The organism is Pseudomonas parafulva NBRC 16636 = DSM 17004 (genome assembly GCF_000730645.1).
Lineage (GTDB): Bacteria > Pseudomonadota > Gammaproteobacteria > Pseudomonadales > Pseudomonadaceae > Aquipseudomonas > Aquipseudomonas parafulva.
The window spans coordinates 1-24,421 of sequence record NZ_BBIU01000020.1; the positions used below are offsets into that span (position 1 = coordinate 1).

The window sequence follows — 24,421 nt, forward strand, 5'->3', positions numbered from 1 at the left end:
ATGCCCGTCACCTCCCTCCGCAAGCCCTCCGCTCGGCCTCCTGAAGTCGCAATCTGCGTCGCCTGAGCTATCGCGCGCTTAGAAGCAACAGCAACAGCAAAAATACCGGGCGGGACTGTAACGGAATGGAGTGGTTGAGATGGGTTCGAGCAGGTAGTTGAACCATAAAAAAGGCCACCCGAAGGTGGCCTTAATGAACTAGAGAATGTTCGAACTTACACAGCCGCAACAGGGCGCATGTAGGAGATCGGTGCCGTACTGGCGTCTTCGAACGTAACCACTTCCCAAGCATCAGTTTCAGCAATCAACTTGCGCAGCAGCTGGTTGTTCAGCGCGTGCCCGGACTTGAAGCCCTTGAACTCGCCGATCAGGCTGTTGCCCAGCAGGTAGAGGTCGCCAATGGCATCGAGGATCTTGTGCTTCACGAATTCGTCTTCGTAGCGAAGGCCGTCTTCGTTCAGTACACCTTCCTCGTCGACCACGATGGCGTTCTCGACGCTACCACCCAACGCAAGGTTGTGCTTGCGCAGGTATTCGATGTCACGCATGAAGCCGAAGGTGCGGGCGCGGCTCACTTCCTTCACGAACGACGTGCTGGAAAAGTCGACGCTGGCGCTCTGGGTCCGGTTGCGAAGCACCGGGTGATCGAAGTCGATCTCGAAGCTCACCTTGAAACCTTCGAAAGGCAGGAACGTGGCGCGCTTGTCGCCCTCTTCCACGGTTACCTCACGCAGGATGCGGATGAACTTCTTGGCTGCGTCCTGTTCTTCCAGGCCGGCAGACTGAATCAGGAATACAAAAGGTCCGGCGCTGCCATCCATGATCGGCACTTCCGAGGCGGAGAGCTCGACGTAGGCGTTATCGATGCCCAAACCCGCCATGGCGGAGAGCAAGTGCTCGACCGTATCGACCTTGACGTCACCGTTGACCAGCGTCGTCGACATGGTTGTTTCGCCGACGTTGGCCGCACGCGCAGGGATCTCGACCACAGGGTCCAGGTCGGCGCGGCGGAAGACGATGCCGGTGTCAACAGGTGCAGGCTTGAGGGTCAGGTAGACCTTCTCCCCGGAGTGCAGACCGACACCTGTGGCACGGATGGTATTCTTCAGGGTGCGTTGTTTAATCATGGCATTGGCCGCTTCAGCGCAAATTGCGAACAGGTATCAACAAAGGCTGGGGATGATAACAGACCCAACCTTTGATGAATACCAATCACCCTTATACCCCTGATAAATTTCATTAATCGGCCTGACGACGCAGGAAGGCCGGAATATCGAGGTAATCCAGGTCATCCTGAGGGTTCAGCTTGGCGGCTGCGGCGGCACCGGCGTGGGCCTGGTTGCGCATCACGGTCGGGCGCTCCAGGTCACGGTAGTTGACCGCTGGCTGCTCCTGGCGCACCGGGGCAGGGTTGGATGCCTCGTAGGCCTGCTGGGCAGTTTGCAGGGTGTTGTCGACGACCTTGACCGGCTTCTCGATACGCGCACCCAGGCCAGTAGCCACAACGGTGACGTGCAGCTCGTCGCGCATGTCCGGGTCGATCACGGTACCCACCTTGACCATCGCGTGGTCGGAGGCGAAGGCTTCGATGATGCTACCCACATCGGAGTATTCACCCAGCGACAGGTCAGGGCCTGCGGTGATGTTCACCAGGATGCCACGGGCGCCCTGCAGGTTGACGTCTTCAAGCAGCGGGTTGCGGATGGCCGCCTCGGTGGCCTCGCGAGCCCGGTTCGGGCCACTGGCGCAGCCGGTACCCATCATGGCCATGCCCATCTCGCCCATCACGGTGCGCACGTCGGCAAAGTCGACGTTGATCATGCCAGGGCGCTTGATGATGTCGGAGATACCGCGCACGGCGCCGGCCAGCACGTCATCCGCCTTGGCGAAGGCAGACAGCAGGCTTGCATCCTTGCCCAGGATGGTCAGCAGCTTCTCGTTGGGGATGGTGATCAACGAGTCGACGCTTTCAGCCAGCATGCGGATGCCTTCGTCGGCGATCTGCATGCGCTTGCGGCCTTCGAACGGGAACGGACGCGTCACCACCGCAACGGTGAGGATGCCCATTTCCTTGGCCACTTCGGCAATGATCGGTGCTGCACCGGTACCGGTACCGCCGCCCATGCCAGTGGTGATGAACACCATGTTGGTGCCTTGCAGCACTTCGGCGATGCGCTCACGGTCTTCCAGCGCGGCCTGGCGGCCGACTTCCGGATTGGCACCTGCACCCAGGCCCTTGGTCACGCCAGTGCCCAATTGCAGGATGGTGCGTGCACCGATGTTTTTCAGGGCTTGAGCATCGGTGTTGGCGCAGATGAATTCCACGCCTTCAATGCTGCTCTTGACCATGTGGTTGACGGCGTTGCCGCCACCACCACCTACACCGATCACCTTGATGACCGGGCTTTGCGGGACGTTGTCTACGAGCTCGAACATTTTCCCTCTCCTTACAGTTCTCTAGTTGTCGCGCCTACCACTACTGCTTTGAAACTTAGAAGTTGCCTTGAACCCACCGCTTGAAGCGCTCAAGCACCGGGGCCTTCGGTTCATCGCCATAGCTGTTGTTGCTGCTGTTGCCGGTCAAAGGCAGGTCTTCGGTCTGCTTTTGCAGGCCGTAGGTAAGCAAGCCCACACCGGTGGAATAAATCGGGTTGCGCACCACGTCGCTCAGCCCCCGAACGCTGTGCGGTACGCCCAGGCGTACCGGCATGTGGAAGATTTCTTCGGCCAGTTCAACGGCGCCTTCCATTTTTGCAGTACCGCCGGTGAGGACGATGCCCGCGGGCACCAGGTCCTCGTAGCCGCTGCGGCGCAGTTCGGCCTGGATCAGCGTGAAGAGCTCGTCGTAACGCGGCTCCACGACTTCGGCCAGGGCCTGGCGCGATAGTTCGCGCGGCGGACGGTCGCCCACGCTTGGCACCTTGATGGTTTCGCCGGCGCCAGCCAGCTTGGCCAGGGCACAGGCGTAACGGATCTTGATCTCCTCGGCGTACTGTGTGGGCGTGCGCAGGGCCATGGCAATGTCATTGGTCACCTGGTCGCCGGCAATCGGGATCACCGCCGTGTGGCGGATGGCGCCTTCGGTGAAGATGGCGATGTCGGTGGTACCCCCACCGATGTCCACCAGGCACACACCCAGCTCTTTCTCGTCATCGGTCAGCACCGAGTAGGCCGAGGCCAGTTGCTCGAGGATGATGTCGTCGATTTCAAGGCCGCAGCGGCGCACGCACTTTTCGATGTTCTGGGCAGCGTTGACGGCGCAGGTCACCACGTGAACCTTGGCCTCCAGGCGTACGCCCGACATGCCCAGCGGCTCGCGCACACCTTCCTGGTTGTCGATCACATAGTCCTGCGGCAGGGTGTGCAGCACACGCTGGTCTGCCGGGATGGCGACGGCCTGGGCCGCATCCAGTACCCGCTCCAGGTCGGCCAGGCTGACCTCACGGTCGCGAATGGCGACGATACCGTGGGAGTTGAGGCTGCGGATGTGGTTACCGGCTACGCCGACGAATGCCGAGTGAATGCGGCAACCGGCCATCAGCTGCGCTTCTTCAACGGCACGCTGGATCGACTGCACGGTGGACTCGATGTTCACCACCACGCCTTTTTTCAGGCCCCGGGACGGATGGGTGCCGATCCCGACGATTTCCAGGGTGCCGTCCTCGCCCACCTCACCCACCAGCGCCACCACCTTGGAGGTGCCAATGTCCAGCCCGACGATCATTTTGCCGCTATGCGCGTTTGCCATGGTCCTGCCTCTCTCTAATTCTTCGCAACGGCGGGTTGGGCCGTCGTCGGTGCAATCGGTTCCCGCCAGCCAACGGCAAGCCCGTTGGCGTATCGCAGATCGATGCGGGCGATGTTGGCGATCTGCTCTTTAAGCGTCTTGTCGTAAATGGCAATGAAACGGCGCATCTTCTCTACCAGATGGTCGCGCCCCAGCAGCAACTCGATGCCTGGCCCGGCGCTGCTCGCACCCGTGGTCAGGAACCAGCTGCCCCGCTCGCGCAGCTCCAGGCGTGCGATGGAAAAGCCCAGGGGGCGCAGCATCTGGCTCAGTACCTGATACTGCTGCATGACTTGTTGCTGTGCACGCTGCGGCCCGGCCAGCTGCGGCAGGTGCTCGTAGTTGGCCAGCTCGCGCGGGGTGAATGCCTGGCCCTGGTTGTTGAGCAAGGCTTCATCACCCCAGCGCGCCACCGGCAGTTGTTCTTCAAGGCGGATCACGACCTCGTCCGGCCATACACGGCGTACTTCGGCGTGGGCAATCCAGGGCATCTGCTCAAGCTCGGTACGCATCGCCGGCAGGTCGACGGTGAAGAAGCTGGCCGCCACGTAGGGGGCGATGCGCTGCTGCACGGACTGCTGGCTGATGTAGGTCAGGTCGCCCTGCACGTCGATCTTGGTGATGGGCCGGTCGGCATAAGGCATCAGCCGCACCGCGCCCTCGTACGCACCAAAACCTGCGGCTACCAGCAGCACCGGCCACAGCAGGCGCTTGAGGCCGCCCAGGCTAGGCCGCGGCAGGCGCGCCGATACGGGCTCGTCGGCCACCAGCCGGCTGGCACCACGCGGCACCGGCTTGCTACGGCCGGTAACGGGTTGCTGCTGACGTATCATCGCGCCTTGCATGATGGTTAACCTCGCGTCGCCATGCTGTCGGCCAGGATCGCCAGCACCAGTTGCTGGAAGTCCAGGCCGGCCGCGCGGGCCGCCATGGGCACCAGGCTATGATCAGTCATGCCGGGTGCGGTGTTGACTTCGAGCAGCCAGAACCGGCCCTGCTCGTCCTGCATCACGTCCAGCCGACCCCAGCCTTCGATGCCGATGGCATCGCAAGCACGGGCGGTCAGGTCGATCAGTTCCTGTTCCTTGACACTGTCCAGCCCGCAGGGAATGCGGTACTGGGTGTCGTTGGCGATGTACTTGGCGTCGTAGTCGTAGAACACGTGCGGGGTACCCAGGGCGATTGGCGGCAGCACCTGCCCGCGCAGTACCGCAATGGTGAACTCCGGGCCGTGAATCCACTGTTCAACGAGTACCTGGGAATCGTAGTTGGCGGCGTCTTGCCAGGCGGCGACCAGTTCCTGCTCGCTGTTCACCTTGGCCATGCCGATGCTGGAGCCTTCATGGGCAGGTTTGACGATGAGCGGGAAGCCCAGTTCCGTGCTGGCACGCAAACAATCGCTTTCGCTTGCCAATACTGCGTGGCGTGGCGTGGGGATGCCCAGGCTCTGCCACACCTGCTTGGTGCGCAGCTTGTCCATGGCCAGCGCCGACGCGAGGATGCCACTGCCGGTGTAAGGGATGCCCAGACACTCCAGCAAGCCTTGCATGCTGCCGTCTTCGCCGCCGCGACCATGAAGGATGATGAACGCACGGTCGACCTTCTCGCTTTGCAGGCGGGTGAGCAGGTCGTCGCCCACATCGATGGCAACCACGTCAACACCCGCTGCCGTCAACGCGCTGATCACGGCAGCCCCGGACTTCAGCGACACTTCGCGTTCGGCGCTCTTGCCGCCGTACAGTACCGCGACGCGGCCGAACGCCTTGACGTCCAGGGTGGAGTGCAACGTGTCGTAGGCGCTGGTCATTTCGACTTCTCCTGCTTGGCGCCAGCGAACAGCGGGCTTTTCATCAATTGCGGGGCCAGGCCGCCGACGTCGCCGGCCCCCTGGCAAATCAGGATGTCGCCGGCACGCAGCAAGGGCTTGACCAGCGGCGCCAGCTCGGCGCCACGTTCGATGTAGATCGGGTCCAGCTTGCCGCGCTGGCGGATGCTGTGGCACAGCTGGCGGCTGTCGGCGCCCGGGATCGGCTCCTCACCGGCCGGGTACACCTCCATCAACAGCAGCACGTTAGCATCGCCCAGCACCTGGACGAAATCGTCGTACAGGTCACGGGTACGGCTGTAGCGGTGCGGCTGATACACGATCACCAGGCGGCGGCTGGGCCAGCCACCGCGTACCGCCTTGATCACAGCAGCCACTTCGGTAGGGTGATGGCCGTAGTCGTCCACCAGCATCACGCTGCCACCGTCTACCGGCAGTTCGCCATACACCTGGAAGCGCCGGCCGACACCCTGGAAGCCGGACAGGCCCTGGATGATGGCGTCGTCGGCAATGCCTTCGTCGGTGGCGATGGCGATGGTAGCCAGGGCGTTCAGCACGTTGTGGTTGCCCGGCATGTTCACCGACACTTCCAGCGGCTCGCAGTCGCGGCGCAGCACGGTGAAGTGGGTTTGCATGCCCTGCTGGCGCACGTTGATGGCGCGGATGTCGGCCTCTTCGCTGAAGCCGTACGTCACCGTCGGGCGCTTGACCTGCGGCAGGATCTCGCGCACTACCGGGTCGTCCAGGCACATCACGGCCAGGCCGTAGAACGGCAGGTTGTGCAGGAACTCGACGAAGGTTTTCTTCAGCTTGTTGAAGTCACCTTCGTAGGTGGCCATGTGGTCGGCGTCGATGTTGGTGACCACGGCAACCATCGGTTGCAGGTGCAGGAAGCTGGCGTCGCTCTCGTCGGCTTCGGCGATCAGGTAGCGGCTGGTGCCCAGCTGGGCGTTGGTGCCGGCTGCAGTCAGGCGGCCACCGATGACGAACGTAGGGTCCAGGCCGCCTGCAGCGAACACCGATGCCAGCAGGCTGGTGGTGGTGGTCTTGCCGTGGGTGCCGGCAACCGCCACACCATGGCGGTAACGCATCAGTTCGGCAAGCATCTCGGCGCGCGGTACCACCGGGATACGGCGCTCCAGCGCGGTGGCCACTTCCGGGTTGGCAGGGTTGATCGCGCTAGACACCACCAGCACATCGGCGGTGGCCGCATTCTCGGCGCGGTGGCCGACGAAGATCTGGGCGCCGAACGATTCCAGGCGCTCGGTGACAGGCGAGGCCTTCAGGTCGGAACCGGACACTTCATAGCCCAGGTTCAGCAGCACCTCGGCGATGCCGCACATGCCCACACCGCCAATGCCGACGAAGTGAATGCGACGGATACGGCCCATTTTCGGCTGGGGCATGGCTTTCTGGCTCTCAACCATGGGCCACCTCCAGGCAGATGTCGACTACGGTGCTGGTTGCAGCAGGTTTGGCCAGGCGTCTTGCCGTACCAGCCATGACAGTGAGTTTCTCGGGTTGCATCAGCACCTCGTTCAGGCGTTCAGCGAGCTGCGCTGCGCCAGTTGTCGCTTGTGGCATCAGGAAGGCAGCGCCTTCACGGGCCAGATATTGGGCGTTATGGGTCTGGTGGTCGTCGATGGCATGGGGCAAGGGCACCAGCATCGAAGGCAGGCCCGCTGCCGCCAGCTCGCTGACAGTCAGGGCGCCGGCCCGGCACACCACCAGATCAGCCCAGCCGTAGGCATGGGCCATGTCCTTGATGAAGGGCTCTACCTGAGCCTCTATGCCAGCCTCGCGATAACGCTCGGCGGTGACCGGCGCATGCTGCTTGCCGGCCTGATGGAACACCTCTGGCCTGACGGCCGCAGGCACTTCGGACAGCGCCTTAGGCAACAATTTGTTCAATGGTTCCGCACCCAGGCTACCGCCGAGTACCAGCAGGCGTGCCGGGCGCGCAGCCAGCGGCGTGCGCTGTGCGTCCATGAACAGCTCAGGGCGCACCGGGTTACCCGTGGTACGGCGCTTGTCGCTGGCGTCGAATGTATTCGGGAACGCCTCGCACACCCGCGCCGACAGCGGTGCCAGCAAGCGGTTGGCGGTACCGGCCCGGGCGTTTTGCTCGTGGATGACCAGCGGCACACCGCACAGCTTGGCCGCCACACCGCCTGGGCCGGTGACGTAGCCACCGAAGCCCAGCACGCAGACCGGCTTGAGCTGACGGATCACACGCCGGGCCTGCAAGATCGACTTGATCAGCATCAGCGGCGCCTTCAGCAGCGACAGCTTGCCCTTGCCGCGCAAACCGCTGACCTCGATGCGGTGCAACGGCAGACCTGCCTGAGGCACCAGTTCGTTCTCGATGCCACGCGGCGTACCCAGCCAGTGCACGGCATACCCGCGGGCCTGGAACTCACGGGCGCAGGCCAGGGCCGGGAACACGTGGCCCCCGGTGCCGCCTGCCATGATCAATACGTTTTTGCCGTCAGCGGCCATGACTGGGCTCCTCGGCAAAATCGCTCTCGCTGAATTCATGTTCCTCGCTACCCAGGTGCGTGCGGCTTTCCCACTCGATGCGCAGCAACAGGCCCACGCAGGCGCAGCAAATCACCAGGGAACTACCGCCATAACTGAGGAACGGCAGGGTCAGGCCCTTGGTCGGCAACAGGCCGACGTTCACGCCGATGTTGATCAGGAACTGGCCAATCCACAGGAAGGCCAGGCCGAATGCCATGTAGGCAGCAAAGAACTGCTTGGCTTTCTCGGCCCACAAACCGATGTAAAGGGCACGCACGGTGACGAATACGAACAGCGCGATGGTAACCAGCGAGCCGACCACGCCCAGCTCTTCTGCCAGCACCGAGAACACGAAGTCGGTGTGGGCTTCTGGCAGGTAGAACTGCTTCTGCACACTGTTGCCCAGGCCCACGCCCAGCCACTCGCCACGGCCGAAGGCAATCAGCGCCTGGGTAAGCTGGTAACCCGAGCCGAACTGGTCGGACCAGGGGTCGGTGAAGGTGATCAGCCGCGCCATTCGATAGGGCTGCGCCTGTACCAGCACGAACACCGCCACCACCGCCAGCACCACCATCAGGCTGAAGCGGAACAGCCCCACCCCGCCGAGGAACAGCATGGCAGCTGCCGCACCCATCATGACCACGGTGGCGCCGAAATCCGGCTCCATCAGCAACAGGCCGGCCATGGGCAGCAGCACGATGAACGGCTTGAAGAAGCCCATCCAGCTTTCGCGCACCTCGGTCTGGCGCCGCACCAGGTAACCGGCGAGGTAGATGACCACGAATACCTTGGCGATTTCAGACGGCTGCACGTTGAAGAAACTGAAGCCGATCCAGCGCATCGAGCCGTTCACCTCGCGGCCAATGCCGGGCACCAGCACCAGCACCAGCAGGCCGAAGGCGCCCAGCAGCATCATGAAGCCCATGCGCTGCCAAGTGGCGATCGGCACCATCATGGTCGCGCCGCAGGCGACCAGGCCCAGGAATACGTACACCAGGTGGCGGTACATGTGGTAGAGCGGGTTACCCGACTGCACGGCAGCCACTTCCGACGAAGCCGAGGTGATCATCACCAGGCCAAGGCCCAGCAAGGCCAGGCAACCTGCCAGCAGCGCGAAGTCCAGGTCGATGCCACGGCCACTGATCAGTGGCGACGGGTAAGGCTTGAGGACACCGAAGATCATGCGAGTGCCTCCGCGGCCTGGGCAAACAGGCGCCCGCGTTCTTCGAAGTTCCTGAACATGTCGAGGCTGGCGCAGGCCGGCGACAGCAGCACGGCGTCCCCGCGCTGGGCCAGCTCGGCGCATTGGCGCACGGCATCTTCCAGGGTGCCGACGCGCACCAGCGGCACGTCGTCGCCCAGTGCGTCGGCCAGGCGCTCGGCGTCACGGCCCAGCAGCACTACCGCGCGGCAGAAACGCTTGACCGGCTCACGCAACGCCGTGAACTCGGCACCTTTGCCATCCCCCCCGGCGATCAGCACCAGCTTGCCCTCAATGTCGGCGCCCAAACCTTCGATGGCAGCCAGGGCTGCCCCAACGTTGGTCGCCTTGGAATCGTCATACCAGTTCACGCCATCGCGCTCGCGCACCCACTGGCAACGGTGGGCCAAGCCACCGAATGCGCGCAGGGCCTCCAGCATGGGCGCGAAGGCAAGCCCTGCCGCGTGCCCCAAGGCCAGGGCAGCCAGGGCGTTGCTCTGGTTGTGGGCGCCACGAATCTTCAGCTCGCGCACCGGCATCAGGTTCTGGAACTCGAACGCCAGGTATTTCTCGCCATCCACTTCGCGCAGGCCGAAGGCCTTGAAGTCCGGTTGGTTCAGGCCAAATGTCCAGCACGGGCGGCCTTCGACCGGCAGTGGTCGGCTGAGTGCATCCTGGCGGTTGACCACCACCTGGCGCGCCCCACGGAAGATGCGGTGCTTGGCCAGGTGATAGGCCGGCAGGCCGCTGTAGCGGTCCATGTGGTCTTCGCTGATGTTCAGCACCGTGGCCACTTCGGCATTGAGCTGGTCAGTGGTTTCCAGCTGGAAGCTGGACAGCTCCATCACGTACAGCTCGACGTCATCGGCCAGCAGGTCCAGCGCCGGCGTGCCGAGGTTACCGCCCACCGCTACGCGCTTGCCGGCCTTGGCCGCCATCTCGCCCACCAGTGTGGTGACAGTGCTCTTGGCGTTGGAGCCGCTGATGGCGATGATCGGTGCCTTGGCATGGAGGGCAAACAGCTCGATGTCGCCGGAAAGCTTCACCCCCCGTGCCGCCGCCTGTTGCAGCGCCGGGGTGGAAAGGGCCAGGCCAGGGCTCACATACAGCTCGCTGGCGCGGCACAGGAAGTCGACATCCAGTTCGCCACAGCGTACTTCCACCTGCGGGTAGTCACGGCGCAGGGTGTCCAGTTCCGGCGGTTGCTCGCGGGTGTCGGCGACCGCAAAGGCGATGCCCCGGCTCGCCAGGAAGCGAACCAGGGACATGCCGCTCTTGCCGAGGCCGACAACGATGCGGAATTGGTCGGAAGCGATCAGTGACACGCTCGTCTACCTCAGTTTCAGGGTTGCAAGGCCAACCAGCACCAGAATCACGGTGATGATCCAGAAGCGGACAATCACCCGTGGCTCCGGCCAGCCCTTGAGTTCAAAGTGGTGGTGTATCGGCGCCATGCGGAACACGCGCTTGCCGGTGAGCTTGAACGACGCCACCTGGATCACCACCGACAGGGTTTCCATCACGAACACGCCGCCCATGATGAACAGCACGATTTCCTGGCGGACGATGACGGCAATGGTGCCCAGTGCCGCGCCCAGCGCGAGCGCGCCCACGTCGCCCATGAATACCTGCGCCGGGTAAGTGTTGAACCACAGGAAGCCCAGGCCGGCACCGATCAGCGCACCGCAGAACACGATCAACTCGCCCGAGCCCGGCACGTACGGGATCAGCAGGTATTCGGCGAACTTCACGTTGCCCGACAGGTAGCAGAAGATGCCCAGCGCCCCACCCACCATCACCGTCGGCATGATCGCCAGGCCATCGAGGCCGTCGGTGAGGTTGACGGCGTTGCTGGAGCCGACGATGACGAAATAGGTCAGCACCACGAAGCCGATGCCCAGCGGGATGGTGACGTCCTTGATGAACGGCAGTATCAGCGTGGTTTCGACACTGGTTGGCGCGGTCTTGTACAGGAATACCGCTGCAGCCAGGCCGAACACCGACTGCCAGAAGTATTTCCAGCGGCTGGGCAGCCCACGGGAGTTTTTCTCGATGACCTTGCGGTAGTCGTCCACCCAGCCGATGGCACCGAAAGCCAGGGTGACGATCAGCACCACCCACACGTAACGGTTGGTAAGGTCAGCCCACAGCAGCGTGCTGACGGCGATGGCGGAAAGGATCAGCGCACCGCCCATGGTCGGGGTGCCGGACTTGGAGAGGTGCGATTGCGGCCCGTCGTTGCGCACGGCCTGGCCGATCTGACGGATTTGCAGGGTACGGATCATCCACGGCCCCAGCCACAGCGCCATCGACAACGCGGTCAGTACACCCAGAATCCCGCGCAGGGACAGGTACTGGAAGACCGCGAAGCCCTTGTGGAACTGTTGCAGATACTCGGCCAACAGCAGCAGCATTAATGTTTCTCCCCGCTGGCACCGCACAGTGCAGCCACGACGTTTTCCATCGCAGCGCTGCGCGAGCCTTTTATCAATATGGTGGTGTCGCTGACGTTCTCGGCACTGACAGCGTCGATGAGCTCAGCTTGCGTCGCGAAATGGCGGCCATGTGCGCCGAATGCCTGTACCGCGTGGGCCATGTTGGCACCCACCGCGTAAAGGGCATCGACTTTGCCGCGGGCATAGTCACCCACCTGACGGTGGCCTTCCTCTGCCCACTGCCCCAGTTCGCCGATATCTCCAAGCACCAGGACGGTACGCCCGGAAAAGGCGGCGAGTATATCAATGGCCGCGCACATGGAGGTGGGATTTGCGTTGTAGCTGTCGTCGATAACACAGGCCCCACCCGACGCGATCTGCGCCACGGTACGGCCCTTGACCGGCTGCACGGCAGCCAGGCCCGCGGCGATGCCGCTCAGGCTCACGCCCACGGCGTGGGCAGCGGCAGCGGCAGCCAGTGCGTTGCTGACGTTGTGCACGCCCAGCAGGTTCAGTTGCACGGTGACTTCACCGCCAGCGCCATGCAGGGTGAAGGCCGGGCAGCCACGTACATCCCGGCCAAGGTGACTGGCATGGAAGTCGGCCCCGGGGTTATCCAGGGCGAAGCTGATGACGCGATGGCTACCGGCGCGTTTGCGCCAGATATCGAACGCCTTGTCGGCCAAATTGAGGATGGCAATGCCACCTTCACCCAGGCCTTCCAGGATCTCGCCCTTGGCCTCGACGATCTTTTCCGGGCCGCCGAACTCGCCTACATGGGCGGTACCGGCGTTGTTGATGATGACCACCTGCGGTTTGGTCAGGCCGACGGTGTAGCGGATTTCGCCAATGCGCGAGGCGCCCAGCTCGATCACTGCCGCGCTGTGCTCGGGCGCGATTTCAAGCAGGGTCAGCGGCGCACCCAGGTCGTTGTTCAGGTTGCCACGGGTGGCATGCACCAGGCCGCGGGTGCGCAGGATGCTGGCGAGCATTTCCTTCACCGTGGTCTTGCCACTGGAGCCGGTAATGGCCACCACCGGGTTGTGGAACCGGGCACGGTTCAGCGCGCCAAGCTGGCCCAGGGCCACACGGCAGTCGGCGACCACCAGTTGCGGCAGGTCGACGCCTGCCACTTCGTGCTCGACCAATGCCGCAACTGCGCCCTTGGCCTGCACATCGGCCAGGTAGTCATGGCCATCGAAACGCGGGCCGGCCAAGGCAACGAACAGCTGCCCGGCACCCACGCTGCGGCTGTCGATGCTCACGCCATCGAAGCGCGCGTCGGCACCGCTCAGGCGACCGCCAAGTGCGCCCGTCAGCTGGCTGAGGGTCATGGGCTCAAGCATGTGGTGCCTCCCAGGCTGCGAGTGCCTTGTCGGCTTCGATCAAATCGGAGAAGGCGTGACGTTCGCCATTGATCTCCTGGTAATCCTCGTGCCCCTTGCCGGCCAGCACGATCACATCGTCGGCGGCAGCACCGGCGATCAGTTGGGCAATGGCTGCGCCGCGGCCAGAGACGAAGGCCACCGCATCTGGCGCGGAAAACCCCGGGCGGATGTCATCGAAGATGCGCTGTGGGTCTTCGCTGCGCGGGTTGTCATCGGTGACCAGCACCCGGTCGGCCAGGCGCTCGGCGACTTCGGCCATCAGCGGGCGCTTGCCGCGGTCGCGATCGCCGCCGCAGCCAAACAGGCACAGCAGCTGGCCGTGCGCATGCGGGCGCAGTGCTTCCAGTACTTTGTCCAGGGCATCGGGTGTGTGTGCATAGTCCACCACCACCAGCGGTTTGCTACCGCCCCCCAGGCGCTGCATGCGGCCTACCGGCCCTTGCAGTTGCGGGGTGATCTTGAGGATTTCGTCCAGCGCGTAGTCCAGCGCCAGCAGGCTGGCGACGGCGGCCAGCATGTTGCTCAGGTTGAAACGGCCCAGCAGCTGGCTGCGCAGCGTGCGTTCGCCCTGCGCCGTGACCAGGGTGGCGCACACGCCCTCATCGGTGAACACAGCCTCGCGGCAGAACAGCGTGGCGTCCGGGTTTTCCAGGCTATAACTGATCAGCCGGGTCTCGATATGATCACCGACAGGGCGCCTGGCATAGGCGTCTGCCAGGCGCTGGCCGAACGTGTCATCCAGGTTGACCACTTGGCAGCGCAAGCTGGGCCAGGCGAACAGCTTGGCCTTGGCCGCTTCATAGGCCTGCATGCTGCCGTGGTAATCCAGGTGATCGCGGGACAGGTTGGTCATCACCGCAATGTCGAAGTCGAGCGCAGCCACACGCCCCTGCTCCAGGGCATGGGAAGAGACTTCCATGGCGACGGCCTTGGCGCCCTGCTTCTTGAGGTCGTAGAGGGTGGCCTGCACGGCGATGGGATCGGGTGTGGTCAGCCGCCCGCTCTGCAGCTCGCCATAGAAGCCGGTACCCAGCGTGCCGATCAGGCCGCAACGCTGGCCCAACGCATCCAGTGCCTGGGCAACCAGTTGGGTAACGCTGGTCTTACCATTGGTACCGGTCACGCCCAGCAGGTTCAGCTGGCGGCCGGGGTCGCCATAGAAGCGGCCAGCAATGTCCGACAACTGGGCGACCAGGCCTTTTACCGGAATCAGCGGTACGTCGGTCAGGGGCAACACGTTGGCGCCCTGCTCTTCGTAGGCCACAGCCGCGGCGCCACGGGCAAGGGCATCGGCAATGTGACCGCGCCCATCGATCTTGGCACCCGGTACGGCCAGGAACAGGTCGCCAGGGCGCACCTGGCGGCTGTCCAGGGTCAACTCGCGAATCAGCGGGTCACGGCTGGCGTGGGCAAACAGTTTGCTCAGTGGCATCGTCATTATCCACGCCCTCCCTTGGCGGCGGCTGCATTGACTTGCGATTGCTCGGCCGGTGCCGGTGGGGGCAGGTTGTCTGGCGGTACGTTCATCAGCCGCAGGGTGCCGGACATGACCTTGCTGAAGACCGGTGCCGACACCAGGCCACCGAAGTAGCCGCCCTTGCCTGGTTCGTCGATCACCACGACGATGGCGTAGCGTGGGTCGCTCATGGGGCCGAAGCCTGCGAACAACGAACGGTAGGCGTTCTCGGTGTAGCCCTTGGAGCCCACCGTGGCCTTACGCGCCGTACCCGACTTGCCCGCCACGTGATAGAACGGCACCTGGGCACGGAACACGCCGCGCGGTGCTTCAATCACCTGTTGCAACATGCCCTGCACGGTTTCAGCGGTTTCCTTGGGGATGGCCTGCACGGCTTCAGGCGCCTTGTCGACCTTGAGGATCGACAGCGGCACCATCTTGCCGTCGTTGGCCAGCGCCGCGTAGGCATGCACCAGTTGCAGGGCAGTCACCGATACGCCATAGCCATAGGACAAGGTGGCCGTTTCGGCCTTGCGCCATTCCCGGTGGTTAGGCAGGTTACCCACCCGTTCACCCGGGAACCCCAGGCCTGTGTACTGGCCCAGGCCCACCTGGGACATCACCCGGTAAATGGCTTCGCCGCCAATGTCGAAGGCGATCTTGCTCATGCCCACGTTACTGGAGTTGATCAGGATACCGGTCAGGTCGAGGATCGGGCCCTCGCTCTTGGACACGTCCTTGATGGTGTAACGGCCGATCTGCAGGCTGCCAGGGTAGACCTCGACCTTGTCGGTGGGCTTCCAGCGGCCGCTCTGCAAGGCGGCGCTCATGGAGATCGGCTTGACCGTGGAACCCGGCTCGAACACGTCGATGATCGCCCTGTTGCGCATGGCTGCCGGGAACATGCTGCGACGGTTGTTGGGGTTGTAGGTGGGCTGGTTGACCATGGCCAGCACTTCGCCAGTCTTGACGTCCATGATCACCAGGCTGCCCGCCTTGGCGTCCTGTTCGGCGATGGCGTTGCGCAGCTCACGGGTGGCCAGGTATTGCAGGCGCAGGTCTATCGACAACGCCAAGGTCTTCCCGGCCTTGGCGTTCTTGGTAACCTGAATGTCCTTGATCAGCCGGCCACGCCGATCCTTGATCACTTGTCGCTTGCCCGGCACGCCCGCCAGCCACTCGTCGTAGGCCAGTTCGACCCCTTCGCGGCCATGGTCGTCCAGGTCGGTGAAGCCAACCATGTGCGCGGTCACATCGCCGGCCGGGTAGAAGCGACGGAATTCTTCCAGCCCGTACACACCCGGCACCTTCAGGTCCAGCACATGCTGGCCCTGCTCCGGGGTCAGGCCACGTACCAGGTAGATGAATTCTTTGCTGGCCTGCTGGGTCAGGCGCTCGGTCAACTGCTGGGCGTTCTGCCCCAAGGCAGCAGCCAGTTGCGGCCAGCGGTCGCGCGAGGCCTGCATTTCCTTAGGGTTGGCCCACAAAGTGGTGACCGGCGTACTCACGGCCAGAGGCTCACCATTGCGGTCGGTGATCAGGCCGCGGTGTGCCGGGATGGGAATATGACGCAGGCTGCGGGCATCGCCCTGGCCCTTGAGGAAGTCACGGTCGACCACCTGCAGATCGACGATGCGCCAGCAGATGGCGCCCACCATCAGCGCCAGCAGGCCGATGACCACGCGAAACCGCCATGGGTACAGTGCGCCTTCGAGCTTCATCATGGCGTCACCATTCGCACTTCGTCAGCGGCAGGCACGCGCATCTTCAATTGCTCGGACGCCAGGTTCTCGATGCGGCTGGAAGCGGTCCAGGTGCTCTGTTCGAGGATAAGCCGGCCCCACTCGGCCTGGGCCTTGTCGCGGTCATTCAGCTCGCCGTAGAGGGTATTGAGCAACTGGCGGTTCCAGTGCGCGCTGTACGATACAGCGATGGCCGAAATCAGCACGCCGACGAACAGCAGGAGCATCAGGAAGCTTCCGCCTGGCAGGGGCTTGGCGAACAGCTTGCTCACCGCAGTCTCTCCGCCACACGCATTACCGCACTGCGCGACCGTGGGTTGGCCTTGAGCTCGGCCTCAGAGGCGAACTGGGCCTTGCCGATAAGCTTGATCTTGGGCTCGAACACCTTGTGCTGCACGGGCAGGTTACGCGGCAGGTTGTCGGCCTCGCCCTTGACCAGCTTGCGCATGAACAGCTTGACGATGCGGTCTTCCAGCGAGTGGAAGCTGATGACAGCCAGGCGGCCGCCGACTTCCAGGGCGTCAAGCGCGGCTTCCAGCCCGGCCTCCAGGTCGCCAAGCTCATTGTTGACGTGGATGCGCAGGCCCTGGAAAGCGCGGGTCGCCGGGTTCTTGCCCTTCTCCCAGGCCGGGTTGGCCACCTTGAGCACTTCTGCCAGGTCGGCAGTGCGGGTGAACGGCTGGGCTTCACGGCGCTCGACCACAGCACGTGCCATGCGGCCGGCAAAGCGCTCTTCACCGTATTCCTTGAACACGCGGGCAATTTCTTCTGCAGGTGCGGTGGCGATGAACTCGGCGGCGCTGATGCCCTGGGCCGGGTTCATGCGCATGTCCAGGGGGCCATCATTGAGGAAGCTGAAACCGCGCTCCGGGTCGTCCAGTTGCGGCGACGACACGCCCAGGTCCAGCAGCACACCACTGACCTTGCCGTGCAACCCGCGCTCGGCAACCTCCGCACCCAATTCGGCAAAGCTGCGCTGCACAATGACAAAGCGGCCGTCTTCGGCCGCCAGCGCTTGCCCCGTGGCAATCGCCTGTGGATCTTTGTCGAACCCCAGCAGCCGCCCCTGCGGCCCGAGCCGGCTCAGGATCAATCGACTGTGGCCGCCACGGCCGAAGGTACCGTCCAGATAGCAACCGTCGGCGCGCAAGGCCAATGCCTCGACCGCTTCGTCGAGCAGGACGGTGATGTGGTTGAAGCCGCTATCTATGGTCACAGGATCAGGTCACGCAGTTCGTCGGGCATGGCGCCCGGTTGTTGAATAGCTGCAAGGTCGGCTGCCGAAACCGCGTTCCAGGCATCTTCATCCCACAGCTGGAATTTGTTCAGTTGCCCCACCAGCATCGCCTTCTTGTCCAGCTTGGCGTACTCCCGCAGGCGGGGTGGCACCAGGAAACGGCCACTGCCATCGAGCTCCAGGTCAACCGCATTGCCGATCAGCAAACGCTGCAGGCGGCGGTTTTCTTCACGAAGCGACGGCAAGGCACGCAACTTGGCTTCTATTTGTTCCCACTCGTCGAGCGGATAGACACACAAGCAGGGGTCAACAGCGTCAATGGTCACGATGAGCTGGCCATTGCAGCGCGAATCGAGCTCGTCACGGTACCGGCTCGGCATGGCGAGACGGCCCTTTGCATCGAGGCTGACGGCGTTGGCTCCGCGGAACACGGCTGCGATTCCCCACAATGGTAGCGTTTTTGTGCCAGAAAACCCACTTCATCCCACTTTCTGCCACTTGCGCACACTATAGGAATCCGCCCGCAGCACCGTCAAGGCACGTTCGGAAGGAAAAGCCTTACAGGACCGAGATTTAGCGCAATAAAAGAAGGGGGAAGGAATACCGGGGATATAAAAAGACGAGAAAAATCAAACCCACCCAGGCGCCTGGCGCTGGAACTTAAAGTAATTTATGAAGAGTAAGATTTTTTCGGCATTACCAGAGGGGATCTGCTATCGATTCAAGCAGGGAGAAAAGGTGGAGAGTCGATCTGTAAGCCGGGTTTTGTCGAGGACAGTCATTCCTCTACGACGGCCATCACTGGACGCCTCTAGCAACCTACCCGGTTCCGACGCGGGCCACGCCTGATGGAACCCTATTTGGTCTTGCTCCGAGTGGGGTTTACCTAGCCACGAACTGTTGCCAGACGTGCGGTGCGCTCTTACCGCACCTTTTCACCCTTACCGGCGCCGAAGCGCTTAGGCGGTTATTTTCTGTGGCACTTTCCGTAGGCTCGCGCCTCCCAGGCGTTACCTGGCACTCTGCCCTGCGGAGCCCGGACTTTCCTCCCCCTGCAGTTGCGCAGCAGAACTGCGGAACTTAAACAGGCAGCGACTGTCCGATCGACTCTCCGCCGCAAAGAGTAACGGTAGTCGCCTTCAAGAACAAGCGATACCGGCACATATATCAAATTGCCACTATTTAGCCTTCTGTTTTTCCAGGGCCAGTTGATACAGCAGGTTCTTGCGCACGCCGGTTATGTCAGCAGCCAGTGCTGCTGCCCGCTTGAGCGGTAACTCAGCCAGCAACAGGTCCAGCACTCGTTGCGCTTCGGTACTGATGGCCTGCTCACCTTCCGGCGCCGACCAGCCGCCCACCAACACCACGCACTCGCCACGCTGCTGGTTGCTGTCACCCGCCACGAAGGCATGCAGTTCCGCCAGGGGTACCCCCTTCAGGGTTTCGAAGGTCTTGGTCAGTTCACGGGCCAGAACCGCAGGGCGTTCACCGCCCAATACCGACTCCATGTCTTCCAGGCATTCCAGAATGCGATGCGGGGCCTCATAGAAGATCAGCGTGCGCGGCTCCTCTTTGAGCTGCTCAAGGCGGGCGCGGCGGCCTGCCGCCTTGGCGGGCAGAAAACCCTCGAAAATGAAGCGGTCCGATGGCAGGCCCGCGGCCGATAGCGCGGCGATCAACGCGCAGGCGCCTGGCACCGGCACCACCCTGACCCCGGCCTGGCGCGCCTGACGCACCAGGTGGTAACCCGGGTCGGATATCAGCGGCGTGCCGGCATCGGACACCAGCGCCACGTCATCCCCTGCCAGCAGACGGGTGAGGAAGCGCCCCCCTTCATCACGCTCGTTGTGTTCATGGCACGCGGCCAATGGTGTTTCTATACCAAAATGCTGCAACAGGCGGATGGAGTGACGCGTGTCTTCGGCTGCAATCAGGGCCACGTCCGCCAGCACCTTCAGCGCCCTGGCGCTCATGTCGTCAAGGTTGCCGATAGGGGTGGCCACGACGTAAAGCGTCCCTATTGCGGTTTTGGAAGCCCCTGCCACATCAGTCACTGCACGCACCTGTCATCTGGATCAAAGGCGCCATTGTAGCCCGAGCACCCGCAACAGGGCGCAAAGAAGTTCGCTTTCGGTCTGCGCAAGGCCACCTATAGTGAAGGATCAACACGGCGACATCGCGCCCCGGCCAGTGCTTGGGTACAATTGCCGGCCAACTTGATCGAGTAACAGGACTATTACATGATCGCTTGCCTGCGGCTGCTCACAGCCCTCTGTCTTGCTGCTCTGCTTGCAGCCTGCGCCAGCTCGCCCTCATCCAGCCTCGGCGAGCTGCCACGTACCCCGGACGCCAGCATCGAGCAATTGCTCGAGAAGGCCGCTTCCAGCAAATCTGCCGAGGACGCTGCCCTGCTGCGCCTGAGCGCAGCAGACCTGGCTTACAAGCAAAAAGACTTCCCACGCGCCGCACGCATCCTCGAACAAGTCCCCGTAGATACGCTCAAGCCGGCACAGCAAGTGTTCGCCAGCACCCTGGGGGCGGAACTGGCGATGAGCCGCAACCAACCCAAGGCGGCCCTCGCAGCTCTGGCTCACCCCAGCCTGCAGCACACCGCTGAGCTGCCGGCCGAGCAGCAGGTCCGCACCTACAGTGTGCACGCTGCCGCCCTCGAAGCCGACGGCCAGGCACTGCCTGCCGCACAGCAGCGTGTGCTGTTGGCACCGCTGCTCAGCGGCGCCGCTGCCAGCGCCAACAACGACGCCATCTGGGCGCTGGTCGCCGCACTGCCGGCCGAGCAACTGCAACAGCCTGGCACCGATCCGGTGCTCAACGGTTGGGCCAGCCTTGCGCTGGCGGTGAAAAGCGCCGGCACCCTGGAGCAACAGCAGGCAGCCATCGACGCCTGGGTGAAACAGCACCCGGACCACCCCGCCGCCCAACAGCTGCCATCGGCCCTGACCAAGCTCAAGGCACTGGCCAGCCAGCCACTCACCAAGATCGCCTTGCTGCTGCCTCAAGAAGGCCCGCTGGCCGGTGTAGCACGCGCGCTTCGCGATGGCTTCATGGCCGCCCACTTGCAAGCCCAGCAATCCGGCCAGCCAACCCCAGCCGTGCAGGTAGTGGACAGCTCGCGCATCGGCTCGCTGGACGACTTCTACCGCCAGGCCCAGGCCGATGGCGTGCAGTTGGTGATCGGCCCGCTGGAAAAACCCCTGGTCAAGCAGTTGGCGGCCAAGCCGCAGCTGCCTGTCACCACCCTGGCACTCAACTACGCAGACGCCGGCCAGACCGCACCGCCACAGCTCTTCCAGTTTGGTCTGGCGGCCGAAGACGAAGCGCGCGAAGTGTCACGCCGGGCACGCGCCGACGGCATGGTGCGCGCCGTGGCACTGGTGCCCAGTGGCGAATGGGGTGATCGCGTACTCGCCGCCTTCCGCAAGGACTGGGAAGCCAACGGCGGCACCCTGCTTGCCGCAGAGCGCATTGCGCAACCGGTAGCCCTTGCCCAGCAGATTGCCGACCTGTTCCAGCTGCGCCAAAGCGAAGGCCGGGCCAAGAGCCTGCAGAGCACCGTGGGTGGCAACATCGCCGCGCAGCCCTCGCGCCGCCAGGACATCGACTTCATCTTCCTGGCCTCCACGCCGCAACAGGCCCAGCAGATCAAGCCCACACTCAACTTCCAGTACGCGGGCGATGTACCGGTGTACGCCACCTCGAACCTCTACAGCGCCAGCGGTGACGTGAACCAGTACAACGACATGAACGGCATCCGCTTCTGCGAAACCCCGTGGCTGCTGGATACGAGCAACAGCCTGCGTCAGCAGGTGGTGCAGCAATGGCCACAAGCTGCTGGCAGCCTTGGCCGCCTGTATGCCATGGGGGTGGATGCCTATAGCCTGGCGCCGCGCCTGGGCCAACTCAAGGCACTGCCAGACAACCGCATCCAGGGGCTGTCGGGTAGCCTGAGCATGAATGCCAGCCAGCGTGTCGAGCGTCAGCTGCCGTGGGCCGAGTTTGCCGGCGGCCAGGTCAAGCGCCTGCCCGACACTGCTCGCTGATGGCAACGGCGTCGCCCACACGCGCCGGGCAGGCTGCAGAAACCCAGGCCCTTGAACACCTTCAAGGGCAGGGCCTGCAACTGCTGGCTCGCAACTGGCGATGCAAAGGCGGCGAGCTTGATCTGGTCATGCTCGACGCCGATACAGTAGTATTCGTCGAAGTCCGCTACCGCTTGCATGCGGGCTTTGGTGGCGCCCTCGGCAGCATTGATCGGCGTAAGCAGAACAGAGTGGTGCTTGCCGCCCGTGTGTTCCTGCACCAGCAACCCCTTTGGGGCGACCACCCCTGCCGCTTCGATGTGGTCGCCCTGCAAGGCAGCCAGCATGCTGGCAGGCCGCTTCAATGGCTGAAAAACGCCTTCGAATGCTGAACCCACTTCATTTTTTTTGCTCTATGTTTCGCGGGCTGGTCACCGTTGCGCGCCGCGCCGGCCACCGCCCCACTTAAGGTCACCAGATGGACATGCAATCCCGAATTCGCCGGCTGTTCCAGGCCAGCATCGACACCAAGCAACAGGCAATGGACATCCTGGCACCGCATATCGAGCACGCCAGCCTGGTCATGGTCAACGCACTGCTGAACGAGGGCAAGATGCTCGCGTGCGGCAATGGCGGCTCGGCCGGCGACGCGCAGCATTTCTCTTCGGAGCTGCTCAACCGCTTCGAGCGCGAGCGCCCCAGCCTGCCGGCCATCGCCCTGACCACTGACAGCTCCACCCTCACCTCGATTGCCAATGACTACAGTTACAACGAGGTCTTTTCCAAGCAGATTCGCGCCCTGGGGCAGCCCGGGGATGTGTTGCTGGCGATCTCCACCAGCGGCAATTCTGCCAACGTGATCCAGGCCATCCAGGCCGCACACGATCGCGAAATGATTGTCGTAGCACTGACGGGCCGCGACGGCGGAGGCATGGCCTCGCTGCTGCTGCCCGAAGACGTCGAGATCCGTGTACCCTCGACGGTCACCGCTCGCATCCAGGAAGTCCACCTGCTGGCGATCCACTGCCTGTGCGATCTGATCGACAGCCAACTGTTCGGGAGTGAAGAATGACCCCTATGCGCGTCGGCCTTTTGGCCCTGACCCTGTGCCTGAGTGTCACCGGTTGCAGTTCGGTGCTCAACTCAACCCGTAATTCGCCGATCGAGGATGATCGCGGTACCCGCACCATCGGTAGCAAGATCGATGATTCGCTGATCGAGACCAAGGCATCGGTCAACATCGCCAAGGCCAGCCCAGACCTGGACAAGGGCTCGCACATCGTTGTCAGCAGCTACAACGGTATCGTCCTGCTGGCTGGCCAAACCCCACGGGCCGACCTCAAGGCCCTGGCGGAACAGACCGCCAGCCAGGTCCAGCGGGTGAAGAAGGTGCATAACGAGCTGCAAGTGATGCAGCCCTCTTCCATCCTGGCGCGCAATAACGACGCCTGGCTGACCACCAAGATCAAGACCCAGATGCTGGCAGACTCCGGCGTGCCAAGCTCGCGCATCAAGGTGATTACCGAAAATGGCATCGTGTACCTGCTGGGCCTGGTAACCCAACAGGAGGCCAATTCGGCTACCGCCGTGGTGCAGGGCGTGTCGGGCGTGCAGAAAATCGTCAAGCTGTTCGAATATATCGACTGATTAGGCTGGGTTTCTTGGCGCCTGTGCCAGACACCGTGAAAAAAAGGCGATCCTTACGGATCGCCTTTTTTATTACTTGACCACTTTCAAGCTGGGCCGGCCACTGGGGCGCGGAGGCTGACCGCCACCTTCTGGCGGCCCATCGTCATCCGGTTGCACAGCGTCGTCTTCAAGCGCTTCCTCCTCCAGAGGCGACTCCAACTCGAAGACCATGCCCTGGCCATTCTCGCGTGCGTAGATACCCAGCACTGCAGCAATAGGCACGAACAGCGAATGAGGCACGCCGCCAAAGCGGCCCTCGAAGCTGACCGCGTCGTTGTCCATGTGCAAACTGCGCACCGCGCTTGGGGAAATGTTCAGGACAATCTGGCCATCGGTGGCAAAGCCATCCGGCACCTGCACCTTCGGGTACTCGGCGTTGACCAGCATATGGGGCGTGCAATCGTTGTCGACGATCCACTCGTACAGTGCTCGAACCAGATAGGGGCGACTGGAGTTCATCAACAGCTCCTTAAAGCTTGCGCATTTCACGTTCAACGGAGGATAGGCTGGCCAGGAACGGCTCCCGGGCAAACTGACGCTCCATGTAATCCAGCAGCGGCTTGGCTTGCCGCGGCAATTCGATACCCATGATCGGCAAGCGCCAGAGTATGGGCAATAGACAGCAATCGACCAGGCTTTGCTCCTCGCTCATGAAGCAGGCGAACTCACCGAACAACGGCGACACCCCGGTCAGGCTCTCGCGCAGCGCCTTGCGCGCATTGGCCCGGGCTGGCTCGCTGCTGCGAGGGCCCAGTACCTGGTCAGCCAGGCTGCACCAGTCGCGCTGGATGCGGTGCATCAGCAAACGGCTGTTGCCACGTGCAACCGGGTACACCGGCATCAGCGGCGGGTGCGGGTAACGCTCCTCCAGGTACTCCATTACCACGGTCGACTCATACAACACCAGGTCACGGTCGACCAAGGTTGGCACGCTGCCATACGGGTTGACCTCGGCCAGCTTGGGCGGCACCCGGCTGGGGTCGACATCGATGACCTGCACGCTGACACCTTTCTCGGCCAGCACAAGGCGCACGCGGTGAGAGTAGTGGTCAGCAGGATCGGAATAGCAGGCTAACCTGTTGGTTACGCCCATGTAGCGCCTCC

23 protein-coding genes and 1 other RNA gene are annotated in these 24,421 nt (G+C 63.3%); 4 read left to right on the plus strand and 20 right to left on the minus strand.

The window, feature by feature from the left end; all coding sequences use genetic code 11:
* Window positions 1-215 precede the first annotated feature (215 nt).
* The 18 genes from lpxC to rsmI all read right to left on the minus strand — a co-directional run bounded on the left by lpxC (window position 216) and on the right by rsmI (window position 19,645).
* Window positions 216-1,127, minus strand: a complete 912-nt coding sequence (gene lpxC / locus PPA02S_RS14280) for a UDP-3-O-acyl-N-acetylglucosamine deacetylase (protein ID WP_028635177.1) — start codon at window positions 1,125-1,127, stop codon at window positions 216-218.
* Between the two features lie 112 nt (window positions 1,128-1,239).
* The gene (ftsZ, locus tag PPA02S_RS14285) at window positions 1,240-2,436 is read right to left on the minus strand and encodes a cell division protein FtsZ (RefSeq protein ID WP_003251871.1); all 1,197 of its coding nucleotides are present in this window, start codon (window positions 2,434-2,436) and stop codon (window positions 1,240-1,242) included.
* Window positions 2,437-2,491: 55 nt separating this feature from the next.
* The gene (ftsA, locus tag PPA02S_RS14290; RefSeq protein ID WP_015271706.1) at window positions 2,492-3,748 is read right to left on the minus strand and encodes a cell division protein FtsA; all 1,257 of its coding nucleotides are present in this window, start codon (window positions 3,746-3,748) and stop codon (window positions 2,492-2,494) included.
* A gap of 14 nt (window positions 3,749-3,762) precedes the next feature.
* Window positions 3,763-4,632, minus strand: a complete 870-nt coding sequence (locus PPA02S_RS14295; protein ID WP_028635178.1) for a cell division protein FtsQ/DivIB — start codon at window positions 4,630-4,632, stop codon at window positions 3,763-3,765.
* Window positions 4,633-4,637: 5 nt separating this feature from the next.
* Window positions 4,638-5,594 (minus strand): D-alanine--D-alanine ligase, encoded by a 957-nt coding sequence (locus tag PPA02S_RS14300; RefSeq protein ID WP_028635179.1) that lies wholly within the window; start codon window positions 5,592-5,594, stop codon window positions 4,638-4,640.
* Window positions 5,591-7,039 (minus strand): UDP-N-acetylmuramate--L-alanine ligase, encoded by a 1,449-nt coding sequence (murC, locus tag PPA02S_RS14305; protein ID WP_028635180.1) that lies wholly within the window; start codon window positions 7,037-7,039, stop codon window positions 5,591-5,593. Before murC ends, PPA02S_RS14300 begins: the two co-directional genes overlap by 4 nt.
* A complete protein-coding gene (murG, locus tag PPA02S_RS14310; RefSeq protein WP_028635181.1) occupies window positions 7,032-8,111 on the minus strand; it encodes an undecaprenyldiphospho-muramoylpentapeptide beta-N-acetylglucosaminyltransferase in 1,080 nt (359 codons plus the stop codon). The genes murC and murG overlap by 8 nt, the downstream gene beginning before the upstream one ends.
* On the minus strand, window positions 8,101-9,312 hold the full coding sequence (ftsW, locus tag PPA02S_RS14315) for a putative lipid II flippase FtsW (RefSeq protein ID WP_174435888.1): 1,212 nt from the start codon (window positions 9,310-9,312) through the stop codon (window positions 8,101-8,103). Before ftsW ends, murG begins: the two co-directional genes overlap by 11 nt.
* Window positions 9,312-10,658: a UDP-N-acetylmuramoyl-L-alanine--D-glutamate ligase gene (gene murD, locus PPA02S_RS14320; RefSeq protein ID WP_028635183.1), complete on the minus strand. Its 1,347-nt coding sequence runs from the start codon at window positions 10,656-10,658 to the stop codon at window positions 9,312-9,314. Before murD ends, ftsW begins: the two co-directional genes overlap by 1 nt.
* Window positions 10,659-10,664: 6 nt before the next feature.
* Entirely contained in the window at window positions 10,665-11,747 is a 1,083-nt protein-coding gene (mraY, locus tag PPA02S_RS14325; protein WP_028635184.1) for a phospho-N-acetylmuramoyl-pentapeptide-transferase, read from the minus strand.
* Window positions 11,747-13,114 carry a UDP-N-acetylmuramoyl-tripeptide--D-alanyl-D-alanine ligase gene (locus PPA02S_RS14330; RefSeq protein WP_028635185.1) on the minus strand — a complete coding sequence of 456 codons (1,368 nt, stop codon included), beginning with the start codon at window positions 13,112-13,114 and terminating at the stop codon, window positions 11,747-11,749. The genes mraY and PPA02S_RS14330 overlap by 1 nt, the downstream gene beginning before the upstream one ends.
* Entirely contained in the window at window positions 13,107-14,594 is a 1,488-nt protein-coding gene (locus PPA02S_RS14335) for a UDP-N-acetylmuramoyl-L-alanyl-D-glutamate--2,6-diaminopimelate ligase (protein ID WP_028635186.1), read from the minus strand. The genes PPA02S_RS14330 and PPA02S_RS14335 overlap by 8 nt, the downstream gene beginning before the upstream one ends.
* The gene (locus PPA02S_RS14340; protein ID WP_161629597.1) at window positions 14,594-16,333 is read right to left on the minus strand and encodes a peptidoglycan D,D-transpeptidase FtsI family protein; all 1,740 of its coding nucleotides are present in this window, start codon (window positions 16,331-16,333) and stop codon (window positions 14,594-14,596) included. Before PPA02S_RS14340 ends, PPA02S_RS14335 begins: the two co-directional genes overlap by 1 nt.
* Entirely contained in the window at window positions 16,333-16,626 is a 294-nt protein-coding gene (gene ftsL / locus PPA02S_RS14345) for a cell division protein FtsL (RefSeq protein WP_028635188.1), read from the minus strand. The genes PPA02S_RS14340 and ftsL overlap by 1 nt, the downstream gene beginning before the upstream one ends.
* Window positions 16,623-17,570, minus strand: a complete 948-nt coding sequence (rsmH, locus tag PPA02S_RS14350; RefSeq protein ID WP_028635189.1) for a 16S rRNA (cytosine(1402)-N(4))-methyltransferase RsmH — start codon at window positions 17,568-17,570, stop codon at window positions 16,623-16,625. The genes ftsL and rsmH overlap by 4 nt, the downstream gene beginning before the upstream one ends.
* Window positions 17,567-18,022: a division/cell wall cluster transcriptional repressor MraZ gene (mraZ, locus tag PPA02S_RS14355; protein ID WP_004575120.1), complete on the minus strand. Its 456-nt coding sequence runs from the start codon at window positions 18,020-18,022 to the stop codon at window positions 17,567-17,569. Before mraZ ends, rsmH begins: the two co-directional genes overlap by 4 nt.
* Window positions 18,023-18,329: 307 nt before the next feature.
* An RNA gene (gene rnpB / locus PPA02S_RS22395) (RNase P RNA component class A) lies at window positions 18,330-18,702 on the minus strand.
* A gap of 67 nt (window positions 18,703-18,769) precedes the next feature.
* Window positions 18,770-19,645 (minus strand): 16S rRNA (cytidine(1402)-2'-O)-methyltransferase, encoded by an 876-nt coding sequence (rsmI, locus tag PPA02S_RS14360; RefSeq protein WP_028635190.1) that lies wholly within the window; start codon window positions 19,643-19,645, stop codon window positions 18,770-18,772.
* Window positions 19,646-19,831: 186 nt separating this feature from the next.
* Here rsmI and PPA02S_RS14365 point away from each other — a divergent pair, with 186 nt between their 5' ends.
* The 4 genes from PPA02S_RS14365 (at window position 19,832) to PPA02S_RS14380 (ending at window position 23,275) form a co-directional block, all read left to right on the plus strand.
* The gene (locus tag PPA02S_RS14365; protein ID WP_028635191.1) at window positions 19,832-21,649 is read left to right on the plus strand and encodes a penicillin-binding protein activator; all 1,818 of its coding nucleotides are present in this window, start codon (window positions 19,832-19,834) and stop codon (window positions 21,647-21,649) included.
* The gene (locus PPA02S_RS14370) at window positions 21,649-22,020 is read left to right on the plus strand and encodes a YraN family protein (RefSeq protein WP_028635192.1); all 372 of its coding nucleotides are present in this window, start codon (window positions 21,649-21,651) and stop codon (window positions 22,018-22,020) included. Before PPA02S_RS14365 ends, PPA02S_RS14370 begins: the two co-directional genes overlap by 1 nt.
* 86 nt (window positions 22,021-22,106) lie before the next feature.
* Window positions 22,107-22,700 carry a phosphoheptose isomerase gene (locus PPA02S_RS14375; RefSeq protein WP_028635193.1) on the plus strand — a complete coding sequence of 198 codons (594 nt, stop codon included), beginning with the start codon at window positions 22,107-22,109 and terminating at the stop codon, window positions 22,698-22,700.
* On the plus strand, window positions 22,697-23,275 hold the full coding sequence (locus PPA02S_RS14380) for a BON domain-containing protein (protein ID WP_028635194.1): 579 nt from the start codon (window positions 22,697-22,699) through the stop codon (window positions 23,273-23,275). The genes PPA02S_RS14375 and PPA02S_RS14380 overlap by 4 nt, the downstream gene beginning before the upstream one ends.
* A 72-nt stretch (window positions 23,276-23,347) precedes the next feature.
* On the opposite strand, the gene PPA02S_RS14385 is transcribed toward PPA02S_RS14380, so the two are convergent.
* Window positions 23,348-23,776 (minus strand): ClpXP protease specificity-enhancing factor, encoded by a 429-nt coding sequence (locus PPA02S_RS14385; RefSeq protein ID WP_028635195.1) that lies wholly within the window; start codon window positions 23,774-23,776, stop codon window positions 23,348-23,350.
* 10 nt (window positions 23,777-23,786) lie between these two features.
* Window positions 23,787-24,410, minus strand: a complete 624-nt coding sequence (locus tag PPA02S_RS14390; RefSeq protein WP_028635196.1) for a glutathione S-transferase N-terminal domain-containing protein — start codon at window positions 24,408-24,410, stop codon at window positions 23,787-23,789.
* Window positions 24,411-24,421: the final 11 nt, after the last annotated feature.

What these genes read in the sequence shown, in the direction of transcription:
- lpxC (WP_028635177.1), bottom strand. Translation starts at nt 1,127, where the DNA reads ATGATTAAACAACGCACCCTGAAGAATACCATCCGTGCCACAGGTGTC.
- ftsZ (WP_003251871.1), bottom strand. Translation starts at nt 2,436, where the DNA reads ATGTTCGAGCTCGTAGACAACGTCCCGCAAAGCCCGGTCATCAAGGTG.
- ftsA (WP_015271706.1), bottom strand. Translation starts at nt 3,748, where the DNA reads ATGGCAAACGCGCATAGCGGCAAAATGATCGTCGGGCTGGACATTGGC.
- PPA02S_RS14295 (WP_028635178.1), bottom strand. Translation starts at nt 4,632, where the DNA reads ATGCAAGGCGCGATGATACGTCAGCAGCAACCCGTTACCGGCCGTAGC.
- PPA02S_RS14300 (WP_028635179.1), bottom strand. Translation starts at nt 5,594, where the DNA reads ATGACCAGCGCCTACGACACGTTGCACTCCACCCTGGACGTCAAGGCG.
- murC (WP_028635180.1), bottom strand. Translation starts at nt 7,039, where the DNA reads ATGGTTGAGAGCCAGAAAGCCATGCCCCAGCCGAAAATGGGCCGTATC.
- murG (WP_028635181.1), bottom strand. Translation starts at nt 8,111, where the DNA reads ATGGCCGCTGACGGCAAAAACGTATTGATCATGGCAGGCGGCACCGGG.
- mraY (WP_028635184.1), bottom strand. Translation starts at nt 11,747, where the DNA reads ATGCTGCTGCTGTTGGCCGAGTATCTGCAACAGTTCCACAAGGGCTTC.
- PPA02S_RS14330 (WP_028635185.1), bottom strand. Translation starts at nt 13,114, where the DNA reads ATGCTTGAGCCCATGACCCTCAGCCAGCTGACGGGCGCACTTGGCGGT.
- PPA02S_RS14335 (WP_028635186.1), bottom strand. Translation starts at nt 14,594, where the DNA reads ATGACGATGCCACTGAGCAAACTGTTTGCCCACGCCAGCCGTGACCCG.
- PPA02S_RS14340 (WP_161629597.1), bottom strand. Translation starts at nt 16,333, where the DNA reads ATGAAGCTCGAAGGCGCACTGTACCCATGGCGGTTTCGCGTGGTCATC.
- PPA02S_RS14365 (WP_028635191.1), top strand. Translation starts at nt 19,832, where the DNA reads ATGATCGCTTGCCTGCGGCTGCTCACAGCCCTCTGTCTTGCTGCTCTG.
- PPA02S_RS14370 (WP_028635192.1), top strand. Translation starts at nt 21,649, where the DNA reads ATGGCAACGGCGTCGCCCACACGCGCCGGGCAGGCTGCAGAAACCCAG.
- PPA02S_RS14375 (WP_028635193.1), top strand. Translation starts at nt 22,107, where the DNA reads ATGGACATGCAATCCCGAATTCGCCGGCTGTTCCAGGCCAGCATCGAC.
- PPA02S_RS14380 (WP_028635194.1), top strand. Translation starts at nt 22,697, where the DNA reads ATGACCCCTATGCGCGTCGGCCTTTTGGCCCTGACCCTGTGCCTGAGT.
- PPA02S_RS14385 (WP_028635195.1), bottom strand. Translation starts at nt 23,776, where the DNA reads ATGAACTCCAGTCGCCCCTATCTGGTTCGAGCACTGTACGAGTGGATC.
- PPA02S_RS14390 (WP_028635196.1), bottom strand. Translation starts at nt 24,410, where the DNA reads ATGGGCGTAACCAACAGGTTAGCCTGCTATTCCGATCCTGCTGACCAC.